General features: G+C 51.7%; 20 protein-coding genes and 1 riboswitch. Of the genes, 5 read left to right on the top strand and 15 right to left on the bottom strand.

Annotated elements, in window-relative coordinates:
* Window positions 1-244 precede the first annotated feature (244 nt).
* The 14 genes from V7051_RS12425 to V7051_RS12360 all read right to left on the bottom strand — a co-directional run bounded on the left by V7051_RS12425 (window position 245) and on the right by V7051_RS12360 (window position 16119).
* The gene (locus V7051_RS12425) at window positions 245-988 is read right to left on the bottom strand and encodes a cobalamin biosynthesis protein (RefSeq protein ID WP_333875289.1); all 744 of its coding nucleotides are present in this window, start codon (window positions 986-988) and stop codon (window positions 245-247) included.
* 154 nt (window positions 989-1142) lie between these two features.
* Window positions 1143-1913: a precorrin-4 C(11)-methyltransferase gene (cobM, locus tag V7051_RS12420; RefSeq protein ID WP_333875291.1), complete on the bottom strand. Its 771-nt coding sequence runs from the start codon at window positions 1911-1913 to the stop codon at window positions 1143-1145.
* A gap of 166 nt (window positions 1914-2079) precedes the next feature.
* Window positions 2080-2814 carry a precorrin-2 C(20)-methyltransferase gene (cobI, locus tag V7051_RS12415; RefSeq protein WP_333875293.1) on the bottom strand — a complete coding sequence of 245 codons (735 nt, stop codon included), beginning with the start codon at window positions 2812-2814 and terminating at the stop codon, window positions 2080-2082.
* A gap of 216 nt (window positions 2815-3030) precedes the next feature.
* A complete protein-coding gene (gene cbiD / locus V7051_RS12410; protein ID WP_333875295.1) occupies window positions 3031-4161 on the bottom strand; it encodes a cobalt-precorrin-5B (C(1))-methyltransferase CbiD in 1131 nt (376 codons plus the stop codon).
* Entirely contained in the window at window positions 4142-5716 is a 1575-nt protein-coding gene (locus tag V7051_RS12405) for a precorrin-8X methylmutase (RefSeq protein ID WP_333875297.1), read from the bottom strand. The genes cbiD and V7051_RS12405 overlap by 20 nt, the downstream gene beginning before the upstream one ends.
* Window positions 5706-6425, bottom strand: a complete 720-nt coding sequence (locus tag V7051_RS12400) for a cobalt-precorrin-7 (C(5))-methyltransferase (protein ID WP_333875299.1) — start codon at window positions 6423-6425, stop codon at window positions 5706-5708. The genes V7051_RS12405 and V7051_RS12400 overlap by 11 nt, the downstream gene beginning before the upstream one ends.
* A 128-nt stretch (window positions 6426-6553) precedes the next feature.
* Window positions 6554-7102 carry a HEPN domain-containing protein gene (locus V7051_RS12395; protein WP_333875301.1) on the bottom strand — a complete coding sequence of 183 codons (549 nt, stop codon included), beginning with the start codon at window positions 7100-7102 and terminating at the stop codon, window positions 6554-6556.
* A 4-nt stretch (window positions 7103-7106) separates the two neighbouring features.
* Window positions 7107-8291, bottom strand: a complete 1185-nt coding sequence (locus V7051_RS12390; protein WP_333875302.1) for a DUF262 domain-containing protein — start codon at window positions 8289-8291, stop codon at window positions 7107-7109.
* Between the two features lie 83 nt (window positions 8292-8374).
* Window positions 8375-10321 carry a putative cobaltochelatase gene (locus V7051_RS12385; protein ID WP_333875304.1) on the bottom strand — a complete coding sequence of 649 codons (1947 nt, stop codon included), beginning with the start codon at window positions 10319-10321 and terminating at the stop codon, window positions 8375-8377.
* Window position 10322: 1 nt separating this feature from the next.
* Window positions 10323-10682: a hypothetical protein gene (locus V7051_RS12380; protein ID WP_333875306.1), complete on the bottom strand. Its 360-nt coding sequence runs from the start codon at window positions 10680-10682 to the stop codon at window positions 10323-10325.
* Entirely contained in the window at window positions 10679-14950 is a 4272-nt protein-coding gene (locus V7051_RS12375) for a cobaltochelatase subunit CobN (protein ID WP_334168738.1), read from the bottom strand. The genes V7051_RS12380 and V7051_RS12375 overlap by 4 nt, the downstream gene beginning before the upstream one ends.
* Window positions 14943-15245 carry a (2Fe-2S) ferredoxin domain-containing protein gene (locus V7051_RS12370; RefSeq protein ID WP_333875309.1) on the bottom strand — a complete coding sequence of 101 codons (303 nt, stop codon included), beginning with the start codon at window positions 15243-15245 and terminating at the stop codon, window positions 14943-14945. Before V7051_RS12370 ends, V7051_RS12375 begins: the two co-directional genes overlap by 8 nt.
* The gene (locus tag V7051_RS12365; protein WP_333875312.1) at window positions 15242-15922 is read right to left on the bottom strand and encodes a CbtA family protein; all 681 of its coding nucleotides are present in this window, start codon (window positions 15920-15922) and stop codon (window positions 15242-15244) included. The genes V7051_RS12370 and V7051_RS12365 overlap by 4 nt, the downstream gene beginning before the upstream one ends.
* Window positions 15922-16119, bottom strand: coding sequence for a CbtB domain-containing protein (locus tag V7051_RS12360; RefSeq protein WP_333875314.1), 198 nt, complete (start codon window positions 16117-16119; stop codon window positions 15922-15924). Before V7051_RS12360 ends, V7051_RS12365 begins: the two co-directional genes overlap by 1 nt.
* 124 nt (window positions 16120-16243) lie before the next feature.
* A riboswitch (cobalamin riboswitch) is annotated at window positions 16244-16475 on the bottom strand.
* Window positions 16476-16633: 158 nt separating this feature from the next.
* Between V7051_RS12360 and V7051_RS12355 the strand changes: the two genes are divergently transcribed.
* Entirely contained in the window at window positions 16634-17377 is a 744-nt protein-coding gene (locus V7051_RS12355; protein ID WP_333875316.1) for a 3-oxoacyl-ACP reductase family protein, read from the top strand.
* Between the two features lie 36 nt (window positions 17378-17413).
* On the opposite strand, the gene V7051_RS12350 is transcribed toward V7051_RS12355, so the two are convergent.
* Window positions 17414-19039 carry a Na+/H+ antiporter gene (locus V7051_RS12350; protein ID WP_333875318.1) on the bottom strand — a complete coding sequence of 542 codons (1626 nt, stop codon included), beginning with the start codon at window positions 19037-19039 and terminating at the stop codon, window positions 17414-17416.
* 495 nt (window positions 19040-19534) lie between these two features.
* On the opposite strand from V7051_RS12350, the gene V7051_RS12345 reads away from it, so the two are divergent.
* The 4 genes from V7051_RS12345 (at window position 19535) to V7051_RS12330 (ending at window position 23017) form a co-directional block, all read left to right on the top strand.
* Complete coding sequence (locus V7051_RS12345; protein ID WP_333875320.1) at window positions 19535-20257, top strand: DUF5765 domain-containing protein; 723 nt, start codon at window positions 19535-19537, stop codon at window positions 20255-20257.
* A gap of 78 nt (window positions 20258-20335) precedes the next feature.
* Window positions 20336-21322 (top strand): hypothetical protein, encoded by a 987-nt coding sequence (locus V7051_RS12340; RefSeq protein ID WP_333875321.1) that lies wholly within the window; start codon window positions 20336-20338, stop codon window positions 21320-21322.
* Entirely contained in the window at window positions 21310-21972 is a 663-nt protein-coding gene (locus V7051_RS12335) for an HAD family hydrolase (protein WP_333875323.1), read from the top strand. The genes V7051_RS12340 and V7051_RS12335 overlap by 13 nt, the downstream gene beginning before the upstream one ends.
* 133 nt (window positions 21973-22105) lie before the next feature.
* Window positions 22106-23017 (top strand): beta-ribofuranosylaminobenzene 5'-phosphate synthase family protein, encoded by a 912-nt coding sequence (locus tag V7051_RS12330; protein ID WP_442919656.1) that lies wholly within the window; start codon window positions 22106-22108, stop codon window positions 23015-23017.
* Window positions 23018-23020 lie beyond the last annotated feature (3 nt).

Below are 23020 nucleotides of genomic sequence, written 5' to 3'. Positions count from 1 at the left end.
AGCTTGGGGACCCAAGTCTCGAAAGCTCCAGCTTTCAGTGTCTCGGGAAGCGGCATTCCCAAGCTAGAGAGATTGTGAAAGTATTCATGTGGGAGGGGCTTTAGCCCCGACTTTCGGGGCTAAAGCCCCTCCCACGATCAATAAAACAATGACTTAGAAGTCACTAAAATAGTATGCGTCATATTTTCAAAAATACTTTCACAGTCTCTAGAGCTTGGGAACGAGCGATCTGGCGGATGGCGCTCTATATATTATCTTCAACAACGGCAACAGCTACACCGTTTAAAGCCGTTTTCGGAACAATCAATCTGCCGCGAGTGCCGGCAATCAACGCGCAAGGTTCGCATACGCCCGGCAATCCCACATTCTGCTGCACCCAGTCCGAGGCCTTTGTTACCCAAGGCATGGCCGCCACTGTTGCGCTTGCTAATACGCGTAGCGGCAAATCATGTTGTTCACAAAACGCCAGCAAGCCCGGCTCGTTTGCCTTCAAGTCGATGGTCGCTATTTCACGCACTTCGTTTAACTGTCGCTCGCCCAGCGCCTGATACACGGCAGCGGCAATCTGCCCAGCCGTGACACCTTTGCGGCAACCTATGCCGATAACCAGCGGTTTTAAGGCCTCAGTAGCGGTGGTGATGACCGGCGCAGCACCGATTATATTGGCAACGCGGTAAGCCAAACGGTTGGCGCCGCCTTCATGGCCAGCCAGCAGCGACACCGCGAATCGTCCCGCTTCGTCCAGCACCACGACGGCCGGGTCGCTATGTTTGTCCTGAGTCAAACCATCGAGAAAGCGCACTGCGATGCCGCTGGCTGCAATCATGATCCATTGGTCATGTCGGCGGTAGGCGGCGGCGAACTGTTGTTTCTGGGGAGTCGCGTTATCAAGCCAAGGCCGATACAACACGCCTCCCAGCTGTTCTTGCAGGGCCAAAGCCAATGCCTCGCTTTCCGGTCGCACCAGCCAGATGCCGAAATCAGTCATGCTGCGTCCTTTTTTCTAACATACCCATCAACTTAAGCAGAAATTCCATATATTTAATCAAAAAAATTTATTCACCACGAAGACACGAAGTTCACGAAGGTTTTACTTTAGTTTTCTTTGTGAACTTCGTGTCTTCGTGGTGAAAATATGATGTTTATGACGACTTTTTCTTCACGACGCGGAATATATGCGTGAAATCTTTCGAATACAGACTGGATTCTGTTTGCGCATCACGCCCCAAAGCCGCGCCCACCAATAGCATGGTGGTCAGGTTCCAATCGCTGCTCTTGGTTTCTTTTAGAATAGTGCTCAAGGTGCCTTGGTAAGTCCGCTCTTCCGGCCAAGTTGCCCGATAGACCAGCGCTACCGGCGTATCGTCCTGGTAATGCAGGCGCAGGTCGGCGACAATTTTTCTCAAATGCGGCCCGGACAGAAAGATACACATCGTTGCTTGATGTTCGGCCAGTCGCGCAATCGATTCCAGTTCCGGCACGGCGGAGGCGCGGCCGGAAACGCGGGTCAGGATCACGGTTTGCGACACTTCCGGCTTGGTCAGCTCAGCTTTAATCGATGCGGCCGCCGAAGTAAACGAAGACACGCCCGGCACAATTTCGTAGTCAATGCCCAATGCATCAAGCCTGCGCATTTGTTCGGCGGTTGCACCGTAAATAGCCGGGTCGCCGGAATGCAGGCGCGCCACATCGCAATCGGCTTGCTGAGCGCGGCGATAGCAGGCTTCCTGTTGTTCAAGGTCGAGCTTCGCGGTGTCGATCAATTCGGCATCGGCGCGGCAATGCTGCAACATGTCGGTAGGCACCAGCGATCCGGCGTACAGCACCATGCTGACCCGGCCAAGAATATTTGCGCCGCGTAATGTAATCAGATCGGAAGCGCCGGGGCCAGCGCCTATAAAATAAACTTTCATTCTAAAGACCTTATTTGTCCACGAAAAACACGAAAGCCACGAAATAAATCATTATTCGTGTGTTGAGTTAGCCAGTCATTCTTTGGGTGATGATCCGCAGTTTTATATGTAGCTGAACATTTTCGTGCTTTTTGTGTTGTTCGTGGACAAAATGATTTTTCTACGTTCATGTATGTCTTCTCTCTCTGGGTGTTTTGCGTATCAATAAAGTGGCGAGATAGCCCATCGCCGAGGTAGCGCATAACTCGCTGATATTATCCGCCAGCATTTCGTCTTCCAAGCCGATGCGGCGGGCAAAAGCGCAGTGCTCGGCGATGCCCATTTCACGAAGCAGGGCCAACACCCAGGGCAGGCGAGGGCCGATCTTCATCAGTATGACGATGTCATGGCTTTCGATGTCTTGCCGCAATGCCGCCTCATCTTCGGGACAAGGCAGAATCAGCATGCGTTCCTTGCCGACACCCAACGGCCAGCCCATAGCCGAGGCAGCCGCCGCATAACTGGTGATGCCTGGAAAAGTGCGTTGCCGCAAATCAGGCAAATACTCGCGCAAAGCAGCCAATATATAGCCGTAAGTGGAGTAAGTCAGGCTGTCGCCTATGGTCAGGTAAGCCACATTGCGACCTGCGCGCAAATCGACGGCGATAGTCTCGGCCAGTTGTGCATAATGCTCGCTTAGCACGGAACGGTCGGGATCCATGTTGAATTCTATTTCCCGTATCCGTTCCGGAGCGATGTCGATGCCTGCCAGGCATTGCAAGGCCACCGAAGTCTCCGAGCTGCGCGCACGAGGCGCATAAACGATGTCGGCCTGCTGCAATGCTTCGACCGCAGCCAGCGGAATGTAACCCGCAGGCCCCGGTCCCACCCCTATGCCCAAGAATATACCTGGCAAACTCATATTGCTTCTCTCATAAATAAGTATTTTATCGTTTAAACGCGCTGCATCACTGTCATTAAGTTAAGAAGACAATGACCATCGTAGGAGCGGGCCGCGCCCGCGACATTTGGCCGACGATTGCAGAGTTACAGCTCTTTCATCGCGGGCATGGCCCGCTCCTACAACGCTTAACTTAATGGCAGTGACGTAGCGCATGGGAGCGAGAATATGAGTGACTCATGCGGCTCTCAAGCTATCGCCTTGTAAATTAAATAGCCGCACTTCAACTGTTTTCACGGCAGGCACACGGGCATGAACAAGTGCGCCGATGCGCTGCTCAATGTCTATCCACAACGCTTGCGAACCGGGTTCGTTTGTCAATATTTCTATAGCGGCTTCCACGGTGTTCGCCTGTTCCAGCTCTTGTACCAGACGGCTGCTAAATCCTCGTTCCGCCGCTATGCGGGCGACAACGCTCATCGCCATGTCGCTCCTGCTGGAGTGTGTGTCCCATACGCCATCCAGCACTTTGGCCAGTTTGCCCGGATGTCCCAATAGCCATAACACATCCAGGTCACGCTGTTGTTCAACCAAGGCCTGCTGCGTAAAGGCCAGCGCATCGCCAAGAAAATTGGCGATTTGCACTGCGCGTTGCTCGGGCAAATCCAGCACTTCTCGGGCATAGGCTCTGCCGATTTTGCCGGGCAGCAAAGCGATGCTGTTTATATCATTACCGCCCAAAGCGACTCGGACATAAACTTCAATCGAGGCAATCCAGGACGCCAGCGATAAGGGTTCTACTATGCCCGAGGTACCGAGTATCGAAATGCCGCCGACTATGCCCAGTCTTGGGTTGAAAGTCTTTTTGGCAATCGTTTCTCCGTTGATACAACCTATGGTCAGGTCGAAGCCTTCGTCATTGCCGGACAGTTCGGCGACTGCCTGCCGCATCATACTGCGCGGCGTCGGGTTGATTGCGGGCTCTCCGACTGGTACGCGCAAACCCGGTTGAGTCGCAGTGCCGACGCCGTCTCCGGCGAAAAAGCGTATCTGTCCTTTATCGTTTCTTCGCACTTCGGCAAAGAGGGTGGCTCCGTGCGTGTTATCCGGGTCATCGCCGCCGTCTTTTAGCACTTCGGCTCGTACCGTTTGTTCGTCCAGCCGGCGGCAGCTCTGAATCGGTACGGTCAGGTAATGGAGATCGTCAGGCAATGTTATTTGCACCTGTGTGCGACGCTCGCCGTGCAGCAGCAGATAAAGCGCGGCTTTTACCGCCGCCGTGGCGCAGCTGCCCGTAGTGCGCCCGCGCCGTAAACCGTTCGATGCGAGTACATTAAGATCGAATTGTTTAAGCTCCGTCTGAGCCATACTCTGCAAGCTGATTCACCGCATCGATCATCAAGCCGTTGACCACAGTTGCTGCCCAGGGCGAACCGCCGCGTGTACCGCTGTTGGTGATACGCGGCACTTGCAGGCAGCGTTTTAATTCCGCTTTGGATTCGCAGGTGCCGACAAAACCGACCGGCAGGCCGATCACCAGCTGCGGCCGCCAGCCGTGCTCCCGGATCAAGCGCACCGCTTCCATAATTGCAGTCGGCGCATCGCCTATCGACAGTATGATATCGTTACCGAATTTTTCAAAAGCGCGTCGTATTCCGGCTGCGGAACGGGTGATGCCTTGCGTTTGCGCCATTAGCGCCGTTTCATGGTCATGGACTCCGCACCAGGTTTCGATGCCGAGTTGTTCAAGCAGCGCACGCTTTAGGCCGGTCTGTACCATGGTCACATCGGTCACCACCACCTTGCAGCGGAGCAGAGCGCGGATGCCGGTTTCAATGGCACCCGTCGAAAAATAAATGTCATCGACTGCATTAAAATCGCCGCTGGTATGCACCAAGCGTTGCAGCACGGTTAGATGCGCCTCGGGAAAAACCGACCAGTCACGTCCGGCGGCGATAATGCGAAAGCTTTCGGCTTCTATCGGATGCGGCACGTAAGGCGCAAATTCTGTTGCAGCATCAGCTGTTTTTTCGGCTAAGCCGCGCACTTGAAGATGATGAGGACGCTGCGGTTCGCCGACCTGTTGCTCAAAGCCGACGATTTGCACCCGGTATTTACACAAGGAGCAGTTCATCTCCGCACGGCCTTCTATCGCTTCTTGGGCTCTGGCGATCAGGACCTCGGCGACATTCGGATGTACGCCCAGATAACCTGATTTGAGTACTTCCAGGTCGGGCTCGCGTTCCTGCAACGCATCGGCCGCTTCATAAATACGCTTGACCAATATACCGTCGAACAGAAAAAACGGCACCACGATCAACCGTGCATAGCCCAACTTAGCGGCAGTGCGCAGGCCATCGGCAACCAGCGGCTTGGCCGTGCCCGAATAACAGACATAAGATCCGCCAAAGCCCATGCCTTCTTCAATCATCCGTGCAAACTTGGCGACTTCGCCGTTCGCGTCGGGATCGGTAGTGCCGCGGCCGACCAGTACCAGGCAGGTTTCGTCGCGGCGTACCGTTTTAGATGATGTCGCTTCGGCCTCGACGATGCGTTCTTGCACTACTTGCAACAATAGCGGATGCAAGCCCAGCGGTGCGCCGAAATGAAAGTCGATCTCGGGATGTTCGCGCGCAAAAGTCAGCAGTTCGCTGGGCATGTCGTTTTTGGCATGCGTCGCTGCCAGTAATATGCCGGGTACCATGACGACTTGTTTGGCGTCGGCGTCGGCGTTGAGCTGTTCTGTAATCGCCTGATCGATAGTCGGGGCGGCGAATTCCAGGTAGCCGTGGCTGACTGTGTGCTGCGGCGCACGTTCCTTGACCAGTTCAATCAGTTGCTCGAATTCCCGAATGCCGTCGGCATCGCGGCTGCCGTGTCCTGCGATAACGATGCCGAAGGGGTGTTGTGTTTCAGCCTGCATCCGATAACTGCTCCGTTGCGGGTTCGATCTGGCTGGACATCGGGCTGCGGGTGCGGATTAGCATGATGCTCATATCGCTGAATTCCTGTGTCGCACAGTCGGCGAGTGTGCCATGCCATTCCGCTTCCGAGCGGGTTAAATTTTCCCAAACTTCGGTCGGATGGTCGGGCGATATACCTTGCTCCAACAGGTAAGCGGCGATATGTCGCGGCATGAATGAGCGCGCTTCGTCCCACGGGCAGGGGATCACGATTGCATTGCGTTGGTCTTGCAGCGCATGCACCAGATGTTGCTTAAACGGGGTTAAATCGCCGCGGCGGTGGAAAGTGATAAATGTCGTTTCGTCGAAACAGACCTTGGCCCGTGACGCAAGTATCTGCGCCGAAGATATGCCCGGCACGGTTTCGACCGGGTGGCCGCAGGCGCGCTCTACCCGTTCCAGATACTGGAAGCCGCTGAAATGGATGTCGCCCATGAACACCACGACACAGTTTTTGCCCGCATGGTGTTCAATTGCCACCTTCGCCAACTGCTCGGTCTGGTCGCGGTAATTCATCAGCACGGTTTCCGCGGTAGCGGGAATCAGGCTTTGCACGACGTTAATGACGGCATCGAATCCGGCTACTACGTCGGCATTGCGGATCAGTTCCGCGCCGCGCTGGGTTAGATAAGCAACGTCGCCAGGGCCTGCGCCTATGCAGATGATCATACAAACCTCTTAATAATTTTTAACTTTAAATGGTTAATCATAAATTCTTAAACAACTTTTACTACGAAACTGGTGCTATGTGTTTTTTTAAAACGGCCAGCCCATGAAATATGTGTGTTAAGTAATTATCATGTGGTTTGCTGAAGTTTTTTTTGAATGTAATTAATGAATTGTAATCCCTCTTCATAAAGTTTATAAATTTCAGGGACTGTTTTGTTATCAAGGTTGTATGCAGCGAAATTACTATGTACCAATATATTTCTAATGTGACCTATTTCAAGAAATGCTTTGACTGCCGATTCAAGGTTTTTGTCAGCATTAATTTCCGCTTCAACATTTTTTTTGAATTCCTCGCCGAACAGCGAGAAAAAAGCGTTTGCATTCTTACCAGGTTTATCAAGATTATCTTTTTCTCCCCAGTTAAAATAGGTGTGATATTGCATCCCAATAGCTTTTTTTTTGAAAAAACTAATTACTTTTAAATTGTTATTTGTTTCTTTTGAAATAAAATCGATCAATATATGTTGGATTAAATGTTCAAAGTAACTTGCAGAAGACAAGGCAAATATTTTTTTGAAGTTTTTGTCAGCATAACTGGACAATGATGGCTGTGATTGTTCATTCAGAACATCGACAATACTTTTATATTCTTCATTTAATATGTCTACTGGAGTCATAATATTATCCCAGCATTTGTTTTGCCAGAGAGATTCTAAACCTCACATTTTTCTCGCTCGCCGTGCCAGATTGCGTAGCATCAATAAATCGTTCGTCGTTTTTTAGCAGTTCGACTTTTGAGAAATTCACATCATTTATATCTAGGGTATTTTCTAAGAAGGGTTTTATGCAACTGGCGACAAATATTGATTCAAATACAGAAATATTAAATCGGCCTGTTTTGCTATGAAAAAGTTGGTCATCATTGGTAGATGATTTATTTAAAAAAGACATGAAAAGAGACTCAAGATAATTAATGTTTTCATCTGGAAATCCTTTTGCTTTAAGTGAAAATTTATTGAGAAATTTTGTCATTGATGGTTTGTAGGATTCTCCATCAATCAACATTGCAAAACCTCTCAGAAGTATTTCAATATCCTTCATATTCAAGTCAGGTGTGTTAGATGGGGTAAGTTTTCTCCATTCTGGATTGAGATTTATTTTATAAAGCATGTCATAAAACTTGGAATGGAAAAGACTGGTTCTGATTTCTTGAGGCTTTAAATTAACACCACCTGAATTGAGACGATTAAAGATTTCAAATACGACAGAGTGTTCGTCATCGGGTGCATTTTGTTTAATAATGATATTTCTGATAGTTCGCAAGTCAAATGAAACTTTGTCTTCTTCGTCTAAAGTAAAGTAATTTAACCCATTAAATTTATTTGTTTGCCCCCGCTGAGAAGTTGGGAGTTTGAGATTGAAGTCTGTAAAGTAGTCATTGTTATTCAGTATAGAATCAGGGATGCCTTTGTTTTCGTCAAAAATCATGCGAAGTTCAAGGCGTTTTTCATTCCGAGGAAATCTTTTTTTCATGAAGTAATAGATAGTCATATAACGCTGCTGACCATCAATAACTATAAATTTATTTTTTGCTTCTTCGTATAGAAATATCTGGGGAATTGGAATACCTATAATTATGGATTCAATTAGTTTCGAGGCTCTCTTAATGTCCCAGACATAATTACGCTGAAATCCGGGTATTTTTACAATTCCTGATCCGATAAAATCAAATAGTGTCTTTATATTAAAGTCATTTGGCGATGCTGAAATATCATATTCAGTAAAGCTAATATCTTCTGATGAACTATTCAAATCGTCTTCAGGATCAATCCAGATAAGTTCTTCTTGCATAGGGTTGTCTTTCATTAAAATCTCCAAATATTCTTAATATTTAACGCAGTAAGTGTGATTTATAGGGTAAATCTAGTATTACACAACTCAATACAGGGTTAATCATTTTTAAATTTAAGCTGTCCCCGTATCGTCAGCGCCAGATTTTCTGCCGATAATTCTTCCAGCGTCAGGCATTCAGCGCCCAATGCTTGTGCCAGTTGACGGGCGCGACCCAATCGTAAATAGCCTGTTTCGGTATCGAGCACCAGAGCGGGTATGCCACGATCTGCCAGTAGTTCTGCAAATCTTAAGGATTCCTGCCAAGGATCGTTGCCATCGTTCAGTGCAACATTGGCTTTGCCGTCGCTGAGCAGCACCAGCAATGGCGGCATGCTGGTTTTTTCCAATGTTTCCAGCGCTACAGAAAGCGCATGAGGTAACGGAGTACGGCCGCCGGTAGGAAGGTTGCGCAGGTTCTGTTCAGCAAGGTCGACGCTGCGGGTGGGCGGCAGCAATAGCTGGGCAGACTCGCCGCGAAAGCTGATTACCGCGACTTCATCGCGCTGCTGGTAGGCATCGGTCAGCAGCGATAACACAGCGCCCTTGACCGCTTCCATGCGCCGTTGCGCGGCCATCGAGCCTGAGGTATCGACGACAAACAAGATCAGGTTCGCTGTTTTGCCGGTGCGGATCTGCTGGTGCAAATCGTCTTTTGTGACCTGAAAATTGTTTGAATCTCGAAGCGCTGCGCTACGCAATGTGGCGCCGACGGCAAGACTGCTTGGATTCAGGTCGGGCACGGCGCGTATCACCCGGCCGCGCGGCGCATCGGTCGCAGTGCTGCGCTTGCCTGAGCTGAAACGGTTGGAAACCGTATCGACGTCTATTTTTCGGACATTACCGGCAGATGCGGCGGCAAAGACTTGTTGTTGGTCTTCCGGCTCGCCGTCATTTCGATCATTTTCCTGCTCGCTATCTTCAGCATCGGATTCGCTTTGATCCAGTGGCTGCATTGCCTGTTGCATCAGGTCATCGAGCTGATCTTGATCCAGCCCCGGTTGTTCGAACGGCTTGCGCCTGCGCCGATGCGGCAGCACCAGTTCAGCCGAGCCGCGCACGTCTTTCGGCGTTACCTGCGACCGTCCTTCGAGCGCCGCCAATGCCCGCGATGCTTTGTGCATGACGATATCGGCGCGAAGACTCGCGACGTCGAATTCGCAGCACAAATGGCTGATCAAATCGAGCAGCGCATCGTCCAGCGTCACTTCCGGCAGCAATTGCTGAGCGGTGGCGAGTTGATGGCGTAAAGCCTGTTGTTCCTGCATCCAGACGGCAGCGTAAGCCGTAGGGTTAGCTTCGTAAGCAATGCGTCTGCGCACGACTTCCGAGCGCAAAACCTTGTCACGAGGCGCGGTCACTTCAACCATCAGCCCGAAGCGATCCAGCAGTTGTGGGCGTAGATCGCCTTCTTCCAGGTTCATCGTGCCGATCAGTGTGAAGCGGGCAGGGTGGCTGATTGACAAGCCTTCGCGCTGCACCGCATTAACGCCCATGGCAGCCGCATCCAGCAGCACGTCGACCAGATGGTCGGGCAGCAGGTTGACTTCATCGATATAGAGTATGCCCCGGTGCGCCGCAGCCAGTAAGCCGGGCTTGAAAACGCGCTGACCACCTTTAAGTGCCTGCTCCAAATCCAGTGTGCCGATAACGCGGTCTTCGGTGGCTCCCAACGGCAGGGTAATGAAAGGCACGGGCTGTGGATGCGAATTTATGGTGGGAGAGACTTTAGTCTCGGCAAGCGCGGCTAAAGCCGCTCCCACAGGATTACATGTTTCGCAGTATTGATACGGCGCACCGGGCGCGCAGTTGAACGCGCAACCGGCAACCCGCTCGATCAGCGGCAGAATGTCGGTCAACGCCCGTGCCGCCGTGCTTTTTGCGGTGCCTTTGTCGCCGCGTATCAGTACGCCGCCCAGCGACGGATCGACCGCGCACAGCAGCAATGCGGTCTTGAGCTGGGTTTGTTCGACGATAGCGGAAAAAGGGAAGGTGGCTTGGGTCATCTTAAAAACGGATTTTGTCCACGAAAGGCACGAAAAAAATCAAAAAAGTAGTCCCTAATATTTTTACTAGGTCCGCATTTTTAGCAAAGTAGGCCGGAATAAGCTGATTCAAGCGGCAGCGAGAATTAGCGTTTCCGGCAAGCATTTGAGTCTGCCGGAAACGCCACCTTGCGCTACGCGCTTGGATGGTCTTATTCCGGTCTACTTGGCTAGCAGGAAGTGACGGGATTGCAAGCTTTGCTTGCCAAAGCAGGCGAAGCCTGCACTCCAGCGCCAAGGTCATTTTGGTATCAATGGAATCTTGGCGACTATAAGGATGTTTTTGTGCTTTTCGTGTATTTCGTGGACAAAAAATCATCATACCCCGCGCGGTGTTTCGCCGCGCGCCTCCAACAAGGTTTCGCTATGCAGGTATAAAGCCTGCAATGCATCCAGCGTCTGTTGCTTTGGCTCGGCCCACATGCCGCGGCAGGCGGCTTCCAGCAGGCGCTCGGCAATCGCGTTTTGCGCCCATGGGTTGGCTTCCTCCAGAAAGCGTTGCATTTCCGGGTCCATCGCATAAGTCTCGGCGACTTGCTCGTACATCCAATCATCCATGACTTGAGCGGTGGCGTCATAGCCGAATAAATAATCGACGGTTGCGGTCAGTTCCAGGCCGCCTTTGTAGCCGTGACGTCGGATACTGTCCAACCATTTAGGGTTGACCACGCGCGAGCGGAATACCCGCAAAGTCTCTTCTTTCAAGTCGCGCACTTGCGCCCGCGACGGATCATGGCTGTCGCCGAAATACTTGCGCGGCTGCGTTCCGGTCAAGGCTCTGATCGTGGCGATCATGCCGCCGTGAAATTGCAGGTAATCGTCGCTGTCGAAAATATCGTGTTCGCGGTTGTCCTGATTGTGCAAAGCGACCTGAACGCCGGACAGGCGGGTGCGGAATGCGTCGCGCTGATCGTCGCCCTGTTGACTGCGCCCATAGGCATAGCCGCCCCAGTTGACATAGGCTTCGGCAAAGTCGGCATCGGCTTGCCAGTTTTTTTCCTGGATCAGCGGCAAGATGCCTGCGCCGTAACTGCCGGGCTTGGCTCCGAAGATACGAAACCCGGCGCGCTGCGAGGCTTCATCTTCGGTCAGGCCTTGGCCTATCCATTCGCCCAGTTCGGCAAGATAATGTTTGCGGACAAAGTTTTGCGACAGCGGCTCGTCCAGCGCAATAACGGCGTTGACTGCATCGTCAATCAAATCGATCAGTTGCGGAAAAGCGTCGCGGAAAAAACCGCTGATACGGGTCGTGACATCGATGCGCGGGCGTTTTAATTCGTCCAGCGGAATGACTTCAATGCCGGTCAAGCGGCGGTTTTCGGCTTGCCATACCGGACGCACGCCGAGCAGCGCTAAAATCTGCGCCACGTCATCGCCGTGGGTACGCATCGCGCTGGTGCCCCAGATGCTGATCGCGACGCTCTCGGGATAATCGCCTGTTTCGCGAACGTAGCGAGACAGCACTTCATGCGCTAATTGCTGGCCGACGCGCCAGGCTGATTGGGACGGTACGCTACGCGGATCGACCGAGTAAAAATTACGTCCTGTTGGTAGGATGCTGGCCATGCCTCGTGTCGGCGATCCGCTGGGACCCGCGGGTACGTAGCCGCCGGACAGGCCGCGCAGCAAGTTGTTGATTTCGTCTGTGGCACGGGCAAGATTGGGAACCAGTTCTCGGCAGGCAAAGTTCAGTACGCGTTTTATTGCGGCGAAATCATCGTTCCCACGCTCTGCGTGGGAATGCAGGTTGAATCGCTCTGCGGTTCGGGACGCTGGAGCGTTCCCGACTGGGTTACCACGCAGAGCGTGGGAACCATAAATACTGGTATCAAAGGTTTTACTGATAGCTTGGTCTATGGCTGACTCGGAGTAAGCGTGTATCTGTAATTCACTGAATAATCGTTTGCATATCGCTTCGATGGTTTCCAGTACGTCGGCATGGGTAGGCAAAGGTCGCTCGGACAGTTTTTCAAGCTCAATATTTGCTTGTTCCAATCGACGGCCCTGATGTTCCAGTAACGAGTCCATGCTCAGTCCAAATAGCCGCGCAATTTCTATAGGCAGTCCCGGGATGTCCTGATTCGGCAAGCGGGTAAGAGAGACCAACATATCTACCAGTTGCTCGTTTTCCGGCGCTTGTCCGAGGATATGTAAACCGTCGCGGATTTGCGCCGCGCCCAGTTCGCACAGATAGCCGTCCAAATCCTCGATCAAATGCGCGACATCGGCACCGGCCATTTTGGTTAGCAATTCGGGCAGTCCATCTTCTTGATGGTGATGATCTGGATCGTAGTCATGATGACGCCCGTGGTGGCACTCCGCATGTTCATCGTTATGATCGTGATGATGTTCGTCATGTGCATGATCATGGTGACTATGAGGGGCACAGTGTCCCTCGCCATGGTCATGATGGTGATCATCATCGTGTTCATGTTCATGATGATCATGACCGTGATGCTCATGTTCGCGGTGATCGTGGTCATGATGATCGGCATGGTGATGATCTCCATGATGTTCATCATCATGGTCATGATGCAGCAGCCGGGCCTGCAAGTCGGTATCCAGATTGGTTTCTTTGACCAAGTCCCAGATTTGTTGCTGCAACAACGGCAGTTTGGCCGGATCGAGCACTTCAACCTGATAATATTCATCGACCAGTTGGGTCAGCTGGGCCAATGCGCCGTAAGTGTCGGCGGTAGTCATCGGCGGCGTCAGGTGATCGACAACGACCGCATGGGCGCGGCGCTTGGCCTGCGCGCCTTCGCCGGGATCGTTGATAATGAACGGGTAAAATAACGGCATGTCAGCCAGCAACGCATCGGGAAAGCAGTTTTTCGACAAGCCCACAGCTTTGCCTGGAAGCCATTCGAGCGTGCCGTGTTTCCCGACATGCACAATTGCATCGGCTTTCCATTCGTCACGCAACCAGCGATACAGCGCATAGTAATGATGAGTGGGCGGCAAGTCGGGCTGGTGGTATATCGCGTCGGGGTCCATGCCGTAGCCGCGCGGCGGCTGCAAGGCCACGAAGCTGTTGCCCAGTTCCAGTCCTGCCAGCGCGAGATGGCCGTCATGCAGATAAGCCTCGCCCGGCGCGGCTCCCCATTGCGCGATCATTTTTCTCTGCATTTCAGCGGGTAAGTCTTCAAACCATGCTTGATATTGAGTCGCCGGTACGCGGCCGATGGCATGGGCTAGCTGTTCGCTGGTCAGATAAGTGTTGTCGTAAGCGCAACGGTCGATCAGTTCGTGGATCAGTGCGGTGCCGCTTTGATGAAGCACATCCCAGTGCTTCACCCTTCGGGTGCTTTCGCATCCCAATGCGCTCCCGGCGCATTGGTCCGGCAGTTCGCCGATGTTATAACCGGCGGCTTGCATGGCTTGCAGAATCCGCATCAGGGATGCCGGTGCATCCAGGCCGACCGCGTTGCCGATTTGCGAGGCCTTGCTGTTGGAATTGGTGAATACAAAGGCGATCCGCTTATCGGCATTGTCCAGGCGTTTAAGCCGTGCAAAGCGTGAGGCGATTTGGGCAATGCGCGCGCCCCGATCCTGCACCGGTTCGTATTCGATCAATTCATTCGATAGGCCGGAGGCTTTCGCTTTGAACGATAGCGGCACTGTGATGATGCGTCCGTCGAATTCCGGCAATACCACATTCATTGCCGCATCCAGCGGATTGAGGCCGCGCGCCGATTGTTCCCATTGATTCTGCATCATGCCGCTGGTGATAGCTTGCAGCACCGGCACATTGAGTTGCTCCAGCACCGCCACCGACCAGCCTGCGGGCGTGGCTCCGCCTGGGGTGATTTCGCCCATCGCAAACGCGGTGGTGTTGATCAGTACGTCGATATGCGCGCTTTGTTCGCCGCTAAAATAACTTAAGGCTATGGGCAGGGTCGCATCACTGTGGCTTGCGCGTAACGACGAGGTGAATACGGGCAATACGTTCAGGTCGAGTTTTTCCAGTTGTTCAATCAAAGCATCGATAAAGCGCGTGTTGCCGCTCATCCAGTGGGCGCGGTAAAACACGATGCCGACGCTGGCTCGTTCGGGCGCTCTCAGGACAAGCCAGTCGTCTATGTCGGCATCTTGGGATAAATCGGGGTGATAAATGCCGTGTTCGGGCAAATCGACAGCCGGTTCAAAACCAAAACCGGTCAGCAAAAAATGATCGGAAAGATAGCGCAGCAGTTGCGCCATATTGACGCTGCCGCCTGCCTGAAAATAGGCCTGTACTTGATGCAGCACGTCGGACGAAACGGTGGATGCTGCGGCCAGTTCGGGATCAGGCTCGCCGGTGCCGCTAATGGCGATTAAGTGCAGTCCTCGGCTTTTGGCATGACGCACCAGATCGGCAAAGCCCGGCACACTGCCGAGACGGCCCAGCACGCGCAGTACGATGATATTTGCCGAGGTAAGCTGATGCTCCAACAACTCGGCCATTTGCGCATCGCTTTCCAATGCCTGCAAGTTGATGCCGGTTATTTCTGAGAAACTTTCCGGCAGTTGCGCCTGTGCGCTTTGCAGCACCATCAGGTCGTTGGGTGCATGAGTCAGCAGGGCAACAGGCCTGTTCAAATCAGACATCGCCGGTGCCCAGGCGGTGGAAAACATGCTCGCTAACTTCGGTGTCATTTTCCAGGTGTTCGCTAACAATGCGCTCCAACACGGACTCGTCGGTACAGGAATACCAGACGCCTTCAGGATAAACGACCAGGATCGGGCCATTTTTGCAGACCGCAAAACAGTTTGAGCGGGTGCGTTTTACGTTGAGCTGAGGGCGGGCATCGATTTTCTGGCCCAGTTGTTGAAATGCTTCGGTGTTATTTCCAGAACAGCGCGGACCAGTACACATCAGTACATGTTTGTTGTGGGTTCTCATAACTTTTTTTTGTAAAACCGACCCATCAAACCGCCAATCGCCAGCCAAAAGACAGCGTTCGCAAAAACAGTGGCGACTATAAAAGATTGTGCTAATTCGGCAGGTGCGGCACTGCTGTGAACTTCCGGCTGCGGCGCGCTGATTAAATGAGGTGCTGCGAGCAATACGGCACCGAAAAATTTGTTGGTCCTTGTTTTTGCAAAAGCCAGCAGTGATAAACCGAAGCCGGTATCGAGCACCGTTATCAGCCACCAGCTTTGCCGGTCTGCCAGTTTGGCTGCTGTTGTGCCGGGTACCTCCGGCGGCAATCCCAATGACGGCGCGACGAAAAAGGTTAAATAACCGGCCAATCCCCACAACAGTCCTATGCGCCAACTGCCGGGGCGGCCGCGCAAACACATCACAGAACCAATCAGCAGGGCAAAACCCACACCCAGACTGATATTGGCTACCGCGGTAAAAAACGTCCGCTCCACGCCGTTCTCAGGCTGCCAGTCGTGATGTTCATGGCTGTTGTCCGTGTTGGGAATAGTGACAGCAGCTTCCTCGTACACCTCGGCCTTGAGTAGGGTGGGGATGACTTGAATTTGTTGAACGGCGGTTAATAACAAACCCGCCAGTAAACCCGTCCAGAGAGCTGCAATAACCAGCTCCCTGAAGGTAGTCAGATTAAACATTAATGGCACGGAAAGCTGGCGGAATGGCGTCCGTCATGTGCGGCGTTATGCAGTTGTGCGGCTTCTGCGAAACCGGCGGCATACAACAATCCCAATCCAAGCATGCCGGCCAGCATTGCAGGCAGTATTCTGTCTTTTAAGACTTCGGAGTGGGTTTGTGGTTGAGCGTTATCGAGCAAAACAGGTGTTGATGACATGTGTTTTCTCCTGAGTGAAGAGACAGCAAAACCGGCGATGCTACCGGCGGAAATAATCTGTACAGGGAGAAAAACAGGACGGACGCGAAAGAGAGCAATCCATCTGGGCGCCCTCCGCGCACAAATTCGATTATTGCTTCAGGCCGGTCTCCGGGCTCACGAGTTGGATGTCAATGCTTGAATTTCCAAGGTTAGCGCCTTCCCATGAATTACACAGTGGCGTCTACTAACTTTTACTCGTTTACCGTTGCGGGGGCAGCGTAGGCTTTGTTTGCTTGATCTTGAGCGAACTCACCGACTTCCCGTTTCAATTCTGCGGACGATAGTCCATGAATACCTAAAGCAGGTTATACGGAGCTAGTATATTCACTCGATTAAAAACTAGCAAGCGCCAGTCATTTGGGTATTCATACGTATTGTATAGGGGCTTGACGTATTGTATTTAGGGTTTGTAGTTGAAGCTGCTCGAATAATGCCTGATCCTTTTTAGGCATTTCTGATCAAGAGGAAGGTTATGAATCATCAACTTGAGAATAAACGGGTATTGGTAACTGGCGGTAGCCGGGGCATTGGCGCCGCGATTGTAAAGCGTCTCGCTCAAGAAGGCGCCCATGTCGCGCTGACCTACGTTAGCAAACCCGACCAAGCGAACGCAACGGCAAAGGCGGCTCAGGCGTTTGGAGTCAAGGCTATCACGATCAAGGCCGATAGCGCAGATGCCAATGCGGTGGTATCTGTCGTGGAACGGACGGTGGATGAGTTGGGCGGCATTGATATTTTAGTCAACAACGCCGGCATTGCCGTGATAGCGCCCATTGACGCCTATCGGCTCGAAGATCTTGATCGCACCTTGGCTGTGAATCTGCGTGCGGTGTTCGTTGCCACCCAGGCCGCTGTAAAGCACATGAAGACGGGCGGGCGCATCATTACGATCGGCAGTTGCAACGCCGAGCGCGTACCCTTTGAGGGCGGTGCAGTCTATGCCATGAGCAAGGCTGCGCTGGTGGGCTTGGTCAAGGGACTGGCGCACGACCTCGGTCCTCGCGGCATCACCATCAATAATGTTCAGCCGGGGCCTATCAACACCGACTTGAACCCCGAAGACAGCGACTTTGCAGACATGCTGCGGAAGCAAATGGCCATGCCACGCTACGGCACTACCGACGAAGTAGCGGCTATGGTCGCTTATCTTGCCGGAGCTGAAGCGGGCTTCGTAACCGGAGCAAGTCTGACGATTGACGGTGGATTCACTGCGTAATCATCGTCGGATAAGCGTTTGACTTTGTTTGAAGTGCTATGGCTTCTTAGAGCGCGGCCCGGATGAAACCCGTAGCTCGCCAATGCCGATCCGCAGTGCCTCGACATCAAGTTCATGTTCAAGGCGATGCAGGATCTCGTCGCTGATCACGTCATCGTTCCTAAGGCTAATCACGGCTAATCGCTCAGCTGTCAGAGTCTCGTGCCGCAAACGCCTGAATGCCTTGGTTACCTCTTTTGTGCATTCCGCCCCAGGAGCGTCAAGATTGACGTTGCGTTGCAAGCGACGGCTGTAGTGGACCCGTAGCTGTTCGATGTGGTCCGGAACCGGCCAACCTTCATCGGCCACCGTATCAAGAAGCTCCAGAGCGGCCATTGCTGCACGCTCCCTAGCCTTTCTCTCCTCATACTCAATGGTTCTGTCTTCAGCTAAATTCAAAAGGCGGATCAGCAGCGGAAGCGATAAGCCTTGTAATACCAATGTGACCAGAATGACCATGAAGGCCATCAGGATTATTTCCGCACGAAAAGGAAAAGGAGCTCCTGCGGCTGTAGTGAAAGGCAGCGCTAATGCAGCAGCAAGGGACACAACGCCACGCATACCGCTCCAGCCGAGAATAAGCAGATTCGACCAAGGCGGCATCGGATCCCGTGCCCGTAACGAAGAGCTTAGGAATCGGGGCAGCCAGGCCGCTATAGGAACCCATATCAGACGTACAACGATGGCTGTCGTACTGACCAGTATGCCGATCACAGTCAGCGAAGCCAATTGGCTGGACGGAATCGCCTCACGGAGAGTATCGAGTTGCAGGCCGATGAGGATGAAAATGATGCCGTTGAGTAAGAACACCAGAAGATCCCAGACCGCCCTCGCTTGGATTCGGGTAATCGGTGCAACGATGGCGCTGAAATGTTGGCGGAGATAAAGGCCTCCAGTCACGCAGGCCAATACTGCCGAGGCCTGAACTTGGTCGGCCAGGACCCATGCAATGTAAGGAGCCAGCAATGTAATGGCGATCTCGCTGAAACTGTCTTCGGTCAGGCGTAACACCCAGCAGCTCACGATGCCCACGATGATCCCGACAGCAATGCCCATGCTTGCTGCAAGAAAGAAGTCCATGACTGAGTTACTAAGCTCAAAAGTGCCGCTGACCGCCGCTACAAGCGCCGTGCGATAAAGCACCAAAGCGGTCGCATCGTTGACCAGACTTTCGCCTTCCAGTATGGTGACGCCCCTGCGGGGAAGGTGAAGTTGCTTCACGATCGCAGTAGCAGAAACAGCATCGGGTGGCGAGACTATAGCGCCCAAAACAATGGCTTCGGCCCATCCAAGGCCCGGCAATGCGGCATGAGCTACACCCGCAACCGCAGCCGTCGTAACCAGTACTAAGCCTACAGCCAATAGTGTGATCGGGCGAGCGTTGGCGCGAAAATCCCGCCAAGACGTAAAATAGGCTGCCGCCCAGAGCAGGGGGGGCAAAAAGACCAGGAATACCAGATCAGGGTCAAGATGAATCGTGGGCAGGCCGGGTACGAAACTTAAAACCAAGCCTCCGATCACCAACAGAATTGGATAGGGAATGGCAAGCTTGCGTGCGATTGTTGTCAAAGCGAGTACGGCCATTAACAGCAGAATGATTATCTTGAGCTGATGAAGATCCATACATTCTCCTTCTAGTCGCCGGCGTTTAAAGATATCGTCAGGATTTCTATAGAATGTATCATCGACGCATTGAAATCGCTATATGATTCCATGCCTTTATATCCCGCTTATGCAGATTAATTTGGCGTTACCGTCGGTATTTTGTTCCGGCTGTGTAACTGACGTTACGCACGGCGGATTAAAAACGAATGTGCTATAAACATCAAAGACACGAAAATTTAATAACTTTCGTGTCTTTCGTGCTTTTCGTGGACAATGCGTAACATCAGCCGTGTAAGCTATTTTAACGGACGGTAATCTATTCGGATTCACCCCGCTCACTTGTCGTGATTAATCATGCACTAAATCTATAGTGTTTCGATATCAAAATAATTACTTTTGAGCCGGACTGGGTGGTCATGACACTTTCAAATCTGTAAAATAAAAACTACTGTAAAAAAATAAAGGTAATTTTTTTTGCGATTTTTTTAACAACAATGAGTTAAGGAATAATTTATGTGTTTTAGTGCTGATATGTCTCTTGGCCTGGGGCTGGCCGGATTGGCCGCATCCGGTGTCACTTTTCTGGATAAAGATGAACTGTTATGGGTTCGGGTTGCCAGGGCTTACGCTATTTTTCATTTTTCCTTGATGGAATTTATTCAGTATTTCGCTTATCCGGTTGCAGATCAGTGCGGTTACGGTACAAATCAACTTTTGAGCGAGATGTCGGTCTACCACATCAGCTTGCAGGCATTGGCGATTATGCCCGCTCTGGCGACTTATTCGTCCGATAAAACCGCGTTGAAAAAGGCGACCATTACCGGCGTAATCTTGAGCTCTTCATTTCTGCTGTTCAGCTTTATGCCAAAAGAATGGCAATTATTAGAAATTGCGCCGAATTTTATAGGTAATATGATCTCGTGCTTGTTTATGGGCAAATACCATATCGGTTACCACATCTCCAGCGCCTTTGGCCTGTTGGTTACCTGGGGTTCGTTGTTTGGTTTGGCGGTCAGCGGTTTTGTCTGGAAAGATAACTGGCGTATCGCTTCGTATCATTTTGTTATGGCGATTATGACGCTGTTTATGCCTCAGTGGATATTCGGCGTATCAACCGGCGAAGCCGCAGCAATGTATTGTTTTTATTCCATACCGATCACAGCCAGCTTTATGCCGTACTTTAAGAAGTTCTTCACCGCGCCCGCCGCAATGGATGAACGTCATTTCGCTTATTAAATATCTTGAATCCAGGCTTTCTGCCTGGATTTTATTCGTTTACCGTTGCGATAAAAATAAGCCCATCATTTGTTGATCATGTTTTTTGCCAAAGATTTTATTGAAACTGCTGAAGGGCTTATTTTTGCTGTGGTTGAGCAGGGATTGGAAGATGGCAAAGTGCTGTGTTTTTTACGCTATGTGCTGACGCCGTCCGGCTGGAAAAAAGTCGTCACCGAACAAGCCAATAACCTGCTGCAACAACAGCACTCCGATTATCTGCATTATTCCCCGGTTTTAGATGCGCATTTGCATGCGGTCGCAATAGATCGAATCGTCACGCATCACCAGCCCAAACACCGCTTGCAACAGCTCATGCAAGCGAATCGGCATGATATTGCCAGGGATGGTGTGTATGCCGCAAGCATGCTGGGAGCAGGCGCGGCGGCTGTCGAACGGGATTTGTTCAGGTTGTGTGAATTATTTGAGCAACATGGGCTGGATTTGGCGCAAACCGGCGTCACAGGCTCTATTTTGGTCGGCGTGCAAAAGCAAGATTCGGATATTGATTTGGTTTGTTACAGCAGGGATGTTTTTCATCAATGCCGGGCAATAACCCGCGAGCTTATCGAGCAAGAATGTTTACAGGCCTTGAATGATCAGGATTGGCAGCAATCTTATGAACGCCGTTCATGCGATTTGAGTTTTGATGATTATGTCTGGCATGAGCGGCGTAAATGCAACAAGGCGGTGATTAACGGGCGAAAATTCGATTTGAATTTTATTGATCATTGCGCCGATTCCAATGCCGTTGTATATCAAAAATGCGGTGCGGTTACTTTGCAGTGCAGGGTAACTGACGATGCTCACGCGTTTGATTATCCGGCTGAATTTACAATAGATCATCACCAGATCAGTTCTATTGTCAGTTTTACGGCGACTTATACCGGGCAGGCGGTTAGCGGCGAAATGATTGAAGTGTCAGGCGTGCTGGAGCAATCCGAACATGGCGTTAAACGCATCGTAGTCGGTTCCAGCCGTGAAGCGCATGGCGAATATATCAAGGTTATTCAGTGCTCAGATTAGCTGATTTTGCTGCGGTGATATTCGATATGGACGGTTTGGTTCTGGATACCGAAAGCACTTATTTTATTGCTTGGCAACAGGCTGCAAGCGCCATGGGTTATGACTTTTCCGATGAGTTTTGCCGGGCGCTGTCAGGGCTGCATTATCAGGATATAGAGCCGAGACTGCTTGAATATTGCGGGGCTGAGTTTGATCTGCAAATTTTTAACCGCTTAAGCGGCGAGTTTTGGCGCGACTACGTTAATGCCCATGGCATAAACATCAAACACGGTTTTACCGGAATGTTGGAATTGCTGATTAACCAAAACATGCCTTATTGTCTGGCGACTAACAGCCTGATGGTAAACGCGTTGGAATGCCTTGAGCTGGCAGGGATCGACGATGTTTTTCCAATCATTATCACCCGCGACCATGTTCAGTACGGCAAGCCGGAACCGGATATTTTTTTAAAAGCCGCAGAGGTGTTGCAGGTGGACATCAGCCGCTGTCTGGTGCTTGAAGATTCTCATGCCGGTATTGTGGCGGCATCCAGAGCGGGAGCTGTTTCGGTGTTTATACCATCGACAGCGCAAGTCGATCCGCTGACAGTTGAGCTGTCCGATTTAGTGGTCAATGATTTGGCTCAATTGGCGAATGTCATCAGTGCTTAGTTCGCCGCGGATAGGCCGATCATGTATACTTCCAGCAATTTTTTGCAGCATAACCTTTTGCATTACAAGACAGTCATAACCCTTGATAGTTCATCATTCTAAAGTCTCAGTCATTGCTCCCGCCAGATTACACATGGGTTTCATCGATTTAAGCGGATCATTAGGCCGACATTTCGGCAGTATCGGCGTTGCGCTTAACGAAATCAGTACCCGTGTGTCAGTATCCGGCGCCGATCAACGCTCCGTTACCGGTCCCACCGCCCAACGGGCAGATAAGTGTGTGTCGATGTTGTGCAAGGCATTGCATGTATCGGACAAGCTCAATATTACGATTGAAACAGCAATTCCGGAGCATGTAGGGTTAGGTTCAGGCACGCAAATGTCCTTGGCAATCGGTGCGGCGCTTAGTGAATTTTACGGCTTGGGGCTTAGCGTGCGTGAAATCGCGTCCATGACCGACCGGGGTTTGCGTTCCGGCATCGGCATCGGTGTTTTTGAGCAGGGCGGCTTGGTTGTCGATGGCGGCCGCGGTGAAAAAACTATTACGCCACCGGTATTGGCGCACATGGATTTGCCGGACGATTGGCGCTTTATTCTGGTGTTCGATCAGCGAGGCCAAGGTTTACATGGTCAACAGGAAATACAGGCGTTTAAAGAGCTGCCGCCTTTCCCACAACAGGAAGCTGCACGGTTATGCTATTTACTGTTGATGCAGGGTTTGCCTGCGGTAGCCGAAAACGACATCGTTAAATTCGGCGATGCGATTACCCAATTGCAACGCTCGGTTGGCGAGCATTTTTCTTCGGCACAGGGCGGCGTTTTTACCAGCTCCGAAGTTGCGGCGGCCATGCAATGGCTGGAGCGGCAAGGTGCGTCTGCTATCGGCCAAACTTCATGGGGGCCGACCGGATTTTGTGCTATTGACGGAGCCGAGTTAGCTGAATCGATTGCCGGTCAGGCCAGGCAGGCGTTTGCGCATTTCGATAATTTGAGTTTTGTTGTGGCTAGTGCGCGAAACAGTGGAGGCGCTGTTTTTGTTGGTTGATAT

Source organism: Methylobacter sp., assembly GCF_036845245.1.
GTDB lineage: Bacteria > Pseudomonadota > Gammaproteobacteria > Methylococcales > Methylomonadaceae > Methylobacter_A.
The sequence above is the reverse complement of the archived record's forward strand: the minus strand, read 5'-3'. Positions and strand labels throughout refer to the sequence as shown.

Excerpts from the sequence above, each read along its gene's own strand:
- V7051_RS12425 (WP_333875289.1), bottom strand. The coding sequence starts at position 988 with ATGACTGATTTCGGCATCTGGCTGGTGCGACCGGAAAGCGAGGCATTG.
- cobM (WP_333875291.1), bottom strand. The coding sequence starts at position 1,913 with ATGAAAGTTTATTTTATAGGCGCTGGCCCCGGCGCTTCCGATCTGATT.
- cobI (WP_333875293.1), bottom strand. The coding sequence starts at position 2,814 with ATGAGTTTGCCAGGTATATTCTTGGGCATAGGGGTGGGACCGGGGCCT.
- cbiD (WP_333875295.1), bottom strand. The coding sequence starts at position 4,161 with ATGGCTCAGACGGAGCTTAAACAATTCGATCTTAATGTACTCGCATCG.
- V7051_RS12405 (WP_333875297.1), bottom strand. The coding sequence starts at position 5,716 with ATGCAGGCTGAAACACAACACCCCTTCGGCATCGTTATCGCAGGACAC.
- V7051_RS12400 (WP_333875299.1), bottom strand. The coding sequence starts at position 6,425 with ATGATCATCTGCATAGGCGCAGGCCCTGGCGACGTTGCTTATCTAACC.
- V7051_RS12395 (WP_333875301.1), bottom strand. The coding sequence starts at position 7,102 with ATGACTCCAGTAGACATATTAAATGAAGAATATAAAAGTATTGTCGAT.
- V7051_RS12390 (WP_333875302.1), bottom strand. The coding sequence starts at position 8,291 with ATGAAAGACAACCCTATGCAAGAAGAACTTATCTGGATTGATCCTGAA.
- V7051_RS12385 (WP_333875304.1), bottom strand. The coding sequence starts at position 10,321 with ATGACCCAAGCCACCTTCCCTTTTTCCGCTATCGTCGAACAAACCCAG.
- V7051_RS12380 (WP_333875306.1), bottom strand. The coding sequence starts at position 10,682 with ATGATGATTTTTTGTCCACGAAATACACGAAAAGCACAAAAACATCCT.
- V7051_RS12375 (WP_334168738.1), bottom strand. The coding sequence starts at position 14,950 with ATGTCTGATTTGAACAGGCCTGTTGCCCTGCTGACTCATGCACCCAAC.
- V7051_RS12370 (WP_333875309.1), bottom strand. The coding sequence starts at position 15,245 with ATGAGAACCCACAACAAACATGTACTGATGTGTACTGGTCCGCGCTGT.
- V7051_RS12365 (WP_333875312.1), bottom strand. The coding sequence starts at position 15,922 with ATGTTTAATCTGACTACCTTCAGGGAGCTGGTTATTGCAGCTCTCTGG.
- V7051_RS12360 (WP_333875314.1), bottom strand. The coding sequence starts at position 16,119 with ATGTCATCAACACCTGTTTTGCTCGATAACGCTCAACCACAAACCCAC.
- V7051_RS12355 (WP_333875316.1), top strand. The coding sequence starts at position 16,634 with ATGAATCATCAACTTGAGAATAAACGGGTATTGGTAACTGGCGGTAGC.
- V7051_RS12350 (WP_333875318.1), bottom strand. The coding sequence starts at position 19,039 with ATGGATCTTCATCAGCTCAAGATAATCATTCTGCTGTTAATGGCCGTA.
- V7051_RS12345 (WP_333875320.1), top strand. The coding sequence starts at position 19,535 with ATGTGTTTTAGTGCTGATATGTCTCTTGGCCTGGGGCTGGCCGGATTG.
- V7051_RS12340 (WP_333875321.1), top strand. The coding sequence starts at position 20,336 with ATGTTTTTTGCCAAAGATTTTATTGAAACTGCTGAAGGGCTTATTTTT.
- V7051_RS12330 (WP_442919656.1), top strand. The coding sequence starts at position 22,106 with ATGGGTTTCATCGATTTAAGCGGATCATTAGGCCGACATTTCGGCAGT.